Below are 10,187 nucleotides of genomic sequence, written 5' to 3'. Positions count from 1 at the left end.
GAGTACGCCCTGGAGAAGGCCGTCGTCGTGGTCGCCCGGGCCGCGAGGGCGGGGCGCTAGGGGTTTCCGGCTCCCCGCCGGGCGCGGGGCCTGTGGTGACCGGTTCTGTCCTCAAGCGCCGGATGTGCTGGGAGCGTGCCTGTTCTTGTGCGATCGCCGGTTCTGTCCTCAAGCGCCGGACTGGCTGGGATTGCCTCGGCATCGGGCTGGGAGCGTGCGTCTTCTTGTGCCGATCGCCGGTTCCGTCCTCAAGCGCCGGACGGGCTGGGATTGCCCCGGACCGAGCCAGGTGCGCCCCCGGGCGGGCCGGGCGGGGGCGCACCGGGCTCGGATTTGCCCCGGCGGCGCTGGGCGGGTGTGACCGCACGCGCGGAAGCCCCGGAGCGCTGATCTGGGGAGATCAGTGCCCGGGGCTTCCGGGTAACACTCTGGGTGCGCCGCACCCGCGTGGCGAACGCAGGTTCGGTGTGCGGCGCGGGGTGCCGGTCAGGGGCGGGAGAGAGGGCCCGTCTGGTCCGTTCCGGCGGTCACATCAGTGAGCTTCGGGAAGAAGCTCAGGCCTGCAGGGCGGCAACCTTGGACGCCAGCGCCGACTTCTTGTTGGCGGCGGCGTTCTTGTGGATGACACCCTTCGAGACAGCCTTGTCGAGCTGACGGGAAGCGTCGCGGACGGCCGTGGTGGCCTTCTCGACGTCACCGGCAACGGCGGCCTCGCGGGCCTTGCGGATCGCGGTCTTGAGCGACGACTTGACGGCCTTGTTGCGCAGGCGCGCCTTCTCGTTGGTCTTGTTCCGCTTGATCTGGGACTTGATGTTCGCCACGAAAGAGCCTTTTCAGGTTCGTTGGATCTTCTAGGTGAGCCACGCCGCTTGTGAGAGCCACGAGGCACAGCTGTCCACGGTAGCAGTCACCCTCCGACCGGCCCAAACCGGTCGCTGTCCCGCAGGCGTGGGACGATGGAGCCTACGTATCGATCCGACCGACCCGACATCGACCCGAGACACGGCGTTCGGCGTCTCAAGAATCAGGACCCTGCGTGCCCGCGACTCCTTCCAACGTGCCCGAGCCGAGCCGTACCGACCCGGCGCTGATCCGCAATTTCTGCATCATCGCGCACATCGACCACGGCAAGTCGACCCTCGCCGACCGGATGCTTCAGCTGACCGGAGTGGTCGACCAGCGGCAGATGCGTGCTCAGTACCTCGACCGGATGGACATCGAGCGCGAGCGCGGCATCACCATCAAGTCCCAGGCGGTCCGGCTGCCCTGGGCGCCCACCACGGGTGAGGACACGGGCACCACCCACATCCTCAACATGATCGACACCCCGGGCCACGTGGACTTCACCTACGAGGTCTCCCGTTCGCTCGCGGCCTGCGAGGGCACGGTCCTGCTGGTCGACGCCGCGCAGGGGATCGAGGCCCAGACGCTGGCCAACCTCTATCTCGCGATGGAGAACGACCTCACCATCGTCCCGGTGCTCAACAAGATCGACCTTCCGGCCGCGCAGCCGGAGAAGTTCTCCGAGGAGCTGGCCAACCTCATCGGCTGCCAGCCCGAGGACGTGCTCAAGGTCTCCGCCAAGACCGGCGTCGGCGTGGACGCGCTGCTCGACCGGGTCGTGCGGGACGTGCCGGCCCCGGTCGGCGTCGCGGACGCCGCCGCCCGCGCGATGATCTTCGACTCGGTCTACGACGCGTACCGCGGTGTCGTCACCTACGTCCGTGTCATCGACGGTCAGCTCAACAAGCGCGAGCGCATCCGGATGATGTCGACCGGGGCCACCCACGAGCTGCTGGAGATCGGGGTGTCTTCCCCGGAGATGACCCCGGCCGACGGCATCGGCGTGGGCGAGGTCGGCTACATCATCACCGGCGTGAAGGACGTGCGGCAGTCCAAGGTGGGTGACACCATCACCTCGCTGCACAACGGGGCGACCGAGGCGCTGGGCGGCTACAAGGAGCCCAAGCCGATGGTGTTCTCCGGGCTGTATCCGCTGGACGGCTCGGACTACCCGGACCTGCGCGAGGCGCTGGACAAGCTCCAGCTCAACGACGCCGCCCTGGTCTACGAGCCGGAGACCTCCGCCGCGCTCGGCTTCGGCTTCCGCGTCGGCTTCCTCGGCCTGCTCCACCTGGACGTGGTCCGTGAGCGGCTGGAGCGCGAGTTCGGCCTCGACCTGATCGCCACCGCCCCCAACGTGGTCTACCGCGTCGAGATGGAGGACGGCACCGAGCACGTCGTCACCAACCCGAGCGAGTTCCCCGAGGGCAAGATCGACAAGGTGCACGAGCCGGTCGTCCGCGCCACGGTGCTGGCCCCGAGCGAGTTCATCGGCGCGATCATGGAGCTGTGCCAGAACCGGCGCGGCACCCTGCTCGGCATGGACTACCTCTCCGAGGACCGGGTCGAGATCCGCTACACCCTGCCGCTCGCGGAGATCGTCTTCGACTTCTTCGACCAGCTGAAGTCCAAGACCCGGGGTTACGCCTCCCTCGACTACGAGCCCACCGGCGAGCAGTCGGCCCAGCTCGTCAAGGTCGACATCCTGCTGCACGGCGACAAGGTGGACGCGTTCTCCGCGGTCACCCACAAGGACAAGGCGTACGCGTACGGCGTACGGCTCGTCGCCAAGCTGCAGAAGCTCATCCCCCGGCAGAACTTCGAGGTGCCGATCCAGGCGGCCATCGGCGCCCGGGTTATCGCCCGGGAGACCGTCCGCGCCATCCGCAAGGACGTCCTCGCCAAGTGCTACGGCGGTGACATCTCCCGTAAGCGGAAGCTGCTGGAGAAGCAGAAGGAGGGCAAGAAGCGGATGAAGATGGTCGGCAACGTGGAGGTTCCGCAGGACGCCTTCATCTCCGTCCTGTCGACCGACGAGTCCGCGGGTGAGAGCAAGGGCAAGAAGTAGTCCGCTCCCCATCCACTCTCCAGGGCCCCCACGCGGCAGTACCGGCGTGGGGGCCCTTTCGTTATGAAAGCTGCGGTCCGTTGCCTCTTACGTGGCGGACACGCGCGCTCTACTCTGATCACGACTCGATGGTTACTGGTCAGTTAAACAAGCCCGGACAAGCAGGGCGCGCAGCAGCACGAGAGCAGTAGGCGGTAGGCAGTAGGACCACAGCAGCCAGTCGCCGTATCAAAGAAGCCGGTCGTAGCAATGCCGCAGGCCCGGAGGACGTCGTGAGCGACACACAGACCTTGATCGATAACCGGCCGCCCTCCGTGGCGGCCCTCTTCATCGACCGCGTGGCGGCGACCCCGGACGGGGAGGCGTACCGCTATCCGGTGCCGTCGGCCTCGGGCACGGGGCCCGACGACTGGAAGTCGCTGAGCTGGGGCCAGGCCTCGGAGCGGGTCTACGCGATCGCCGCCGGGCTGATCGCCCTCGGTGTGCGGCCGGAGGAGCGGGTCGCCCTCTCCTCGGCCACCCGGGTGGAATGGATCCTCATCGACCTCGGGGTGATGTGCGCGGGCGCCGCGACGACCACCATCTACCCGTCCACGAACGCCGAGGAGTCCGCCTTCATCCTGGCCGACTCCGAGAGCCGGATCCTTATCGCGGAGAACGCCGAGCAGCTGGCCAAGGCCCGGGAGACCCGCACGGACCTGCCGAACCTCGCTCATGTCGTGGTCATCGACCCGGCCGGCGTCGAGCCCGCCGACGACGACCCCGAGGGCTGGATCATCACCCTCGCCGAGCTGGAGGCCCAGGGCGCCGAGCTGCTCGCCAAGACCCCGGACGCGGTCACCGAGCGGGTCGCCGCGATCACCGCCGACCAGCTCGCCACCCTCATTTACACCTCGGGCACCACCGGCCGCCCCAAGGGCGTACGGCTGCCGCACGACAACTGGTCGTACATGGCCAAGGCCACCGTCTCGACCGGGCTGATCAACGCCGACGACGTGCAGTACCTCTGGCTGCCGCTGGCCCACGTCTTCGGCAAGGTCCTCACCTCCGGGCAGATCGAGGTCGGTCACGTCACCGCCGTCGACGGCCGTATCGACAAGATCATCGAGAACCTGCCGGTCGTCCAGCCGACCTACATGGCCGCTGTGCCCCGGATCTTCGAGAAGGTCTACAACGGGGTCGCCTCCAAGGCCCGCGCGGGCGGCGGAGCCAAGTACAAGATCTTCCAGTGGGCCGCCGGAGTCGCCCGCGAGTACGCCAAGGTCTCGCAGGACAACTTCCGCCGCACCGGCAAGGCGTCCGTTCCCTTCGCGCTCGGCGCCAAGCACAAGGTCGCCGACGCCCTCGTCTTCTCCAAGATCCGTGAGGCCTTCGGCGGCCGGCTGCGCGCCTGCGTCTCCGGTTCCGCCGCCCTCGCCCCGGACATCGGCTACTTCTTCGCGGGCGCCGGCGTCCACATCCTGGAGGGCTACGGCCTCACCGAGACCAGCGCCGCCTCCTTCGTCAACCCGGGCGAGGCCTACCGCACCGGCACCGTCGGCAAGCCGCTCCCCGGCACCGAGGTGCGCATCGCCGACGACGGCGAGATCCTGCTGCGCGGCCCCGGCGTCATGGAGGGCTACCACAACCTGCCCGACAAGACCGAAGAGGTCCTGGAGTCGGACGGCTGGATCCACACCGGGGACATCGGCGAACTGTCGGTCGACGGCTACCTGCGCATCACCGACCGCAAGAAGGACCTGATCAAGACGTCCGGCGGCAAGTACGTCGCCCCGGCGGAGGTCGAGGGCCAGTTCAAGGCGGTCTGCCCGTTCGTCTCCAACATCCTGGTGCACGGCGCGGACCGTAACTTCTGCACCGCGCTCATCGCGCTCGACGGCCCCACCCTCCTCGGCTGGGCCGCCGAGAACGGTCTGGAGGGCAAGTCGTACGCGGAGGTCGTCGCCGCCCCGCAGACCGTCGAACTGATCGACGGGTACGTCAAGCGCCTCAACGAGGGCCTCCAGCGCTGGCAGACCATCAAGAAGTTCCGCCTCCTGCCGCGCGACCTGGACGTCGAGCACGGCGAGCTGACGCCCAGTCTCAAGCTGAAGCGGCCGGTCGTCGAGCGGGAGTACCGGGGGCTCATCGACGAGATGTACGCGGGCTCGCGCGAGGCCTGAGCCACGCGGCCGGCGCGAGGCGTGGGCCTCTCATGGCGGCCGTCCGGGGGCTCGGCCCCGGACGGGCACCGGCGGGGCGGCCGGACACCCAGGTGTCCGGCCGCCCCGTTCCGGTCGGCCCGCCCGCCCGGCCGGCCGGAACGGGGCGGCGCGCAGGCCGGCGTGCGCGCCGCGCCGTTCGTTCGCCGCGGTGGTCGACTTCCGTCGCGCCGGCTTCAGTCGCGCCGGCCTCGCAGGACCCTGGCGAGCACCACCACGAGCAGCCCGGCGCAGGGGATCACCAGCAGGCCGGTGCGCAGGCTGGTCGCGTCGGCGACGTAACCGACGACCGGCGGGGACAGCAGGAAGCCCAGGCGCATGAGCCAGGAGACGATCGTCAGACCCGATCCGGGTTTGAGGCCGGGCAGGGCGTCGGCTTCGTGCATCGCCGCGGGCACCAGCGTCGCCACCCCGAATCCGGCCAGGGCGAAGCCCAGGATGGTTCCGGGCAGCGTCGGCACCGCCAGGGCGAGTCCCATGCCGACCGCGGTGATCAGGCCGCCGGTCCGGGCCACGGCACGCTGACCGAAACGGTCGACGAGGCGGTCCCCGATGATGCGCCCGATGAACTGGGCTCCCACCAGGGCGATGAAGCCCCAGGCGGCGAGCGCCGCGGAGGTGTGCAGGGAGTCCGTCAGGTAGAGGGCGGCCCAGGAGTTCCCCGCGTCCTCGACGAGCGTGCCGGCCGTGGCGATCAGAACGAGCGCCGCCAGTACGTATCCGACGCGCGAGGCGCCGGCCGCTCCCTCGGCGCTCCGCCGTTCCGGTCCGGTCTCCTCCGGTTCGTTGTCCGGGCCCGGCAGGCAGAAGCGCCATGCGGTCACGGCGGCGAGAACGAGGACGATCGCCGAGATCGTGAGGTGGACGCCGAGCGAGAGGCCCAGCGACATCGCTCCGGCGGCCATCAGCCCTCCGGTGACGGCGCCGATGGACCAGATCGCGTGGAACGAGTTCAGGATGGAGCGTCCGTAGAGCCGCTGCACCCGCAGACCGTGCGCGTTCTGCGCGACATCCGTCAGTGCGTCCATGGCTCCGGCCAGGAACAGGGCGCCCGCGAACAGAGCAGGCGACGGGGCGAGGCCGGCGGCCAGGATCCCCATCGCCGTCAGCAGGGTGCCGACGACCGCGACCTGCGCCGAGCCCACGCGGCGGATGAGCACCCCTGCCGCGAGGCCGGCCGCGATGGCGCCCGCCGGGAACGCGGCGACGGCCAGTCCGTAGGCACCGTTGCCGATCGCCAGATCCTCCTTGATCTGCGGATACCTCGGCAGCAGGTTGGCGAACAGGGCCCCGTTGGTGAAGAACAGAACGGCTACGGCGGTCCGCGCGTTCCGCCCGGCGCGGAGAGGACGTGCCTCGATGTCGACGGTCATGCGGAGGACCCTAACCCCGGAGCGTACGAACGTACACTCCTGCTGGCGAGAAATCCCGACCGAGTGGTAAGTATTTCACCCGACGGGTCGCGCCCACCGCCCCGCGTCCACCGGGTGTGCGTTCGGTTAGGCTGGCCTTCCTTGGTGGGGGACCGGGGTGTTCTGGCCCGGGTTCCGGCGTCGCGGGTGAAGACCCGGCGGACCGGACGGACACGGCCAGGGCGCAGGTGAGGGACGGCGACCGGACGCGCGTGCGTCGTGCGCCCGGTGAGGCGGGACCGCTCACACGGATGACGGAGATCGCGGGCTTCGCGCCCGCACGCGAGGTGGGGCACTGTGGACAGGATCGCGCTCGCGGCCGGGGCCCTGTACGTCATCGTCCTGCTCCGCGCCGGAGGGACGTTCGCCGTCGGGTGGCTCGCAGGAGCCGGCGCCCGGCGCGGCAGGTTCGCGGGGCTGACCTCTTCGGCGAAGTTCCGGCGCGCCGAGCGCGCCATCCAGCGGTGGGGCGCGCCGGTGGTGGCCGTCTCGTTCCTGACGGTCGGGTTCCAGACCGCCGTCAACTTCCTCGCGGGCACCATGCGCATGCCGTTGCCGCGCTACCTTCCCGCGCTGTTCGTGGGCGGAGCGGCCTGGGCGCTGATCTACGCGACCGCGGGGCTCGGCGTGCTGGAGGTCCTGGGAAGGCTCTTCGCCGAGCGGACGGCCTTCGGGGTGTCCGCCGTGGCGGTGCTCCTGCTCGCGGGGTGCGGGGTGGTGGTGTACCGCAGAAGGAGGACGGCTCCCTCCTCCGGCGGCACCGCTGCCGACGCATCGTGAATCCGTTCCGCACGGCCTGATTCCGCCTCGTTGTTCCTGATCCCCCCTCGTTGTCGCGGAGCGCCGTACGCGGCCCGGCCCGTCGGCCGGGCGCCCGGTTGACGTGGGTCGTGTCGGGGGCCGGTTCCGTTCGTTGATCAAGGGACGGGTGCATATGCCAGGCCGGGCGGAGTCCGGCCCGAACACAGGAGTCGACCATGAGCAGGGAAACGCGGAGTGCCGGTGCGCGGGTCATGGTGCTGGGGGCGGTCGCCGGGGCGGCCCTGCTTCCTGCCGGAACCGCTGAGGCGAACGTCGTCGGCGTCGGGAACGCGGCGTTCGGGAACACCTGCGCCAACCAGGGCGGTGCGCGCGCCGAGGGCGCCACGACCGCCGGGAGCGGCCTGGGCAGCGGCAACCACGCCGGACTGCCCCTGAGTCTGACGCGCAATCACTGCGGCAACAGCGGCATCATCTGCACCGCTCTGTTCAGGGCCGCGTACTGATGCCCTCCGCCGAAGGACCGGTGGCGGAGGGCTCGCGACGGTGACGCCGGCGGGCACGATGAAGGCAACGGGCACGGTGGCGGCCGACGCGCCGGTCGGTGACCGGGCGGTCGCGGAGTTCCTGGCCCTGAGCGGGCAGGCGCTGCCCCTGCTGCGCACATGGGTGGGGGAGGAACCCGGTTGTGGTCTGGCGCGGGGTCTGTTGACGCTCGCTACATCCGAGCGGATGAGCGACACGGTCCTCAAGCAGCAGCTGGTGACCGCCCATCGGGACGCGCAGTCCGCCGGTGAGCGGGAGGCGAGCCTGGTGTACGGGGTGTTCCTGCACGCCCACCGCCAGTACCGCCTGACCGCCGATCACCTGGTGGCGCACTTCGAGCGCTGGCCGGCCGACGAGGTCGCGGCGCTGATGCTCGATGCCTTCCCCGCCGTTGGAGACGCCGCCTACAGCGCTCACGGGGACGCCCTGGTGGAACAGCAGGCGGCGCTCGCCGGGCCGGACAGCTGGGCGTGGACGAGTTGCCTCGCCTCGGTCAGGGCGGAGCAGGGCCGGTTGCGCGAAGCCCACCGGCTCGCCGAACACGCGCTGTGCCGCAACCCCCGCTCAGGGGTGGCCGTGCACGCCCTCGCCCATGCTCAGCACGGACTCGGTGCGGGTCCGGCGTCCACCCGGATGCTGGACGCGTGGCTGGCGGAGGACGCCGGTGCGGTGCAGCTGGGCCATCTGACCTGGCATGCCGCTCTCCAGTCCATCGCCTGCGGTGACTTCGCCGACGCCCGCCGCCGGGCCGATACGGCGCTGCGGCGTGAGGACGTGGGCATGCGGGCGGCGACGAACTGGCGCCTGATGCTCGTCGGCCAGGAGCCGGCCGGGCGCAGCGACCCGGATCACGTACGGGAGCTGCTGGCCGCGCCGGGAGGCATGGCGGAGGTCTTCCACACCTTCAATCTGGCGCTGGCCCTCGCGGTGGAGGCCGCGACCGAGGACCTGGAGATCCTGGCCGGCCGGGCGTCCGCGGACCCCCGCACCGACTACCGGGAGGTTCTTGCCCCCGTCCTCCGGGCCCTGGCCCACCTCACCGCCGGCCGCCCCCGAGCCGCGGCCGACCTCCTCGCCGCCCTCGGCGGAAAGGCCGAACGCATCGGAGGCGTACGCGTGGAACGGGAGATCATCCAGGACACCCTCGCCCGCGCACTCATCGACTCCGGCGACCCCGCGCGCGCGGCCGCTCTGCTGCACCACCGCACCACCACCCGCCACCACCACCGCTACGAGGACCTCCTCCTGGCCCCACGCTGACGACCGGCAGCGGCTTTGCCTGGCGGCCGCGGTGCCTTTTCCGAAGCGTTGCGTTCGAATCTGCTCGATTTTCTGCTCACTTCGGTAACTCGGTGCTTATGGATGCGGCCGGTCTGTCACTCTGTCGGTGTCGTCGGACCGTAGGAGCCGCACCGTGGCGCCCATTCCCTTGCAGCGGGACACCGTGCAGCGTCCCGGCACCACCCGTGCCGGGCACGCGCACGGCCCGCGCCTGGCCAGCCGCACCAGCCTGCCCGGCATACCGCTCGCCCCCTCCGCGGCCCGCCGGTTCGTGCGCGCCGCGCTCGCGGAGTGGACCGGGATCGGGGTGCCTGCGGCCGTGGGCTTCAGCGACCGGCTGGCCGACGACGCCGTGACCGTCACCAACGAGCTGGTCACCAACGCCGTGGTGCACGCCGGGACCACCGTCGACCTGGTGCTCAGGCTGGAGGAGGAGGGCGGCGAGGAGCCGTCCGCCGCCCTCGTCCTGGAGGTCACCGACCACCACCCGGCCCGCCCGGTGAGCGGCGACGAGCCCGGCGCGGGCCCCGGACCGGCCGGGACGCGTCCGGGGGAACTGCCCGATCCCGCCGAGTACGGCCGGGGCCTCCAGCTCGTCGCCACCCTCGCCGACTCCTGGGGCATCACCTACCGCACCGGCCTGAAGACCGTCTGGGCCCGCCTCCCCGTCGACGACTGGAGCGCCCCGACCGCCCCGCCCGACGGGGAGGCCCTCAGACGCGGACTGCGCGCCGCCGAGATCCTCGCCCCCACGGCCAGGCGCGCCGAGCGCGACGACGCGGTCTGGGACAGCCGGGCCGCCCCGGCCTTCCTCGCCGAGGCCTCCGACCTGCTCGCCGGGCAGCTCGACGAGGACCTGGTGGCCGCCATAGCGGGCCAGCTCCTGGTGCCCCGGCTGGCGGACTGGTGCGCGATCTGGCTGGAGACCGAGGGCGGGGGACCGGCCGCCGAACCCCGGCTCGCCCGGGTCTGGCACAGCGACGAGACCGGCACCGAGCCCCTGCGCGCCGTCCTGGAGCGGGAGCCCCTCCGCCTCCCGGCCGGCGTCGGCTCCGGTCCTGTCTCTTATAGACATCT

Annotated in this window: 8 protein-coding genes; 6 read left to right on the top strand and 2 right to left on the bottom strand. The window is 71.1% G+C overall.

What is annotated here, in order from left to right:
- Positions 1–554: 554 nt before the first annotated feature.
- Positions 555–821, bottom strand: a complete 267-nt coding sequence (rpsT, locus tag HET64_RS31505; RefSeq protein ID WP_018961227.1) for a 30S ribosomal protein S20 — start codon at positions 819–821, stop codon at positions 555–557.
- 215 nt (positions 822–1,036) lie between these two features.
- Between rpsT and lepA the strand changes: the two genes are divergently transcribed.
- Both lepA and HET64_RS31495 read left to right on the top strand, forming a co-directional pair.
- Positions 1,037–2,911: a translation elongation factor 4 gene (gene lepA / locus HET64_RS31500; RefSeq protein WP_215110560.1), complete on the top strand. Its 1,875-nt coding sequence runs from the start codon at positions 1,037–1,039 to the stop codon at positions 2,909–2,911.
- A 272-nt stretch (positions 2,912–3,183) separates the two neighbouring features.
- On the top strand, positions 3,184–5,073 hold the full coding sequence (locus HET64_RS31495; protein ID WP_215110559.1) for a long-chain fatty acid--CoA ligase: 1,890 nt from the start codon (positions 3,184–3,186) through the stop codon (positions 5,071–5,073).
- 215 nt (positions 5,074–5,288) lie between these two features.
- Here the strand turns inward: HET64_RS31495 and HET64_RS31490 are convergent, their stop codons facing one another.
- Positions 5,289–6,485: an MFS transporter gene (locus tag HET64_RS31490; RefSeq protein ID WP_215110558.1), complete on the bottom strand. Its 1,197-nt coding sequence runs from the start codon at positions 6,483–6,485 to the stop codon at positions 5,289–5,291.
- A gap of 336 nt (positions 6,486–6,821) precedes the next feature.
- Here HET64_RS31490 and HET64_RS31485 point away from each other — a divergent pair, with 336 nt between their 5' ends.
- The 4 genes from HET64_RS31485 to HET64_RS31470 all read left to right on the top strand — a co-directional run.
- Entirely contained in the window at positions 6,822–7,304 is a 483-nt protein-coding gene (locus HET64_RS31485) for a DedA family protein (RefSeq protein WP_215110557.1), read from the top strand.
- A gap of 197 nt (positions 7,305–7,501) precedes the next feature.
- Complete coding sequence (locus tag HET64_RS31480; protein WP_215110556.1) at positions 7,502–7,789, top strand: chaplin family protein; 288 nt, start codon at positions 7,502–7,504, stop codon at positions 7,787–7,789.
- Positions 7,790–7,847: 58 nt separating this feature from the next.
- Positions 7,848–9,089: a hypothetical protein gene (locus HET64_RS31475; RefSeq protein ID WP_215110555.1), complete on the top strand. Its 1,242-nt coding sequence runs from the start codon at positions 7,848–7,850 to the stop codon at positions 9,087–9,089.
- Between the two features lie 154 nt (positions 9,090–9,243).
- Positions 9,244–10,187, top strand: a 944-nt coding sequence (locus HET64_RS31470) for an ATP-binding protein (protein ID WP_215110554.1), incomplete at its 3' end; no start/stop codon positions are given.

The organism is Streptomyces sp. McG3 (assembly GCF_018619185.1).
In the GTDB taxonomy this organism is placed as follows: Bacteria; Actinomycetota; Actinomycetes; order Streptomycetales; family Streptomycetaceae; genus Streptomyces.
Note: the sequence above shows the minus strand (reverse complement) of the source record. Positions and strands in the feature narration are given on the sequence as shown.

Bases quoted from the DNA above. Each gene is read 5' to 3' on its own strand.
- HET64_RS31490 (WP_215110558.1), bottom strand. From the start codon at position 6,485: ATGACCGTCGACATCGAGGCACGTCCTCTCCGCGCCGGGCGGAACGCG.
- HET64_RS31480 (WP_215110556.1), top strand. From the start codon at position 7,502: ATGAGCAGGGAAACGCGGAGTGCCGGTGCGCGGGTCATGGTGCTGGGG.
- HET64_RS31475 (WP_215110555.1), top strand. From the start codon at position 7,848: ATGAAGGCAACGGGCACGGTGGCGGCCGACGCGCCGGTCGGTGACCGG.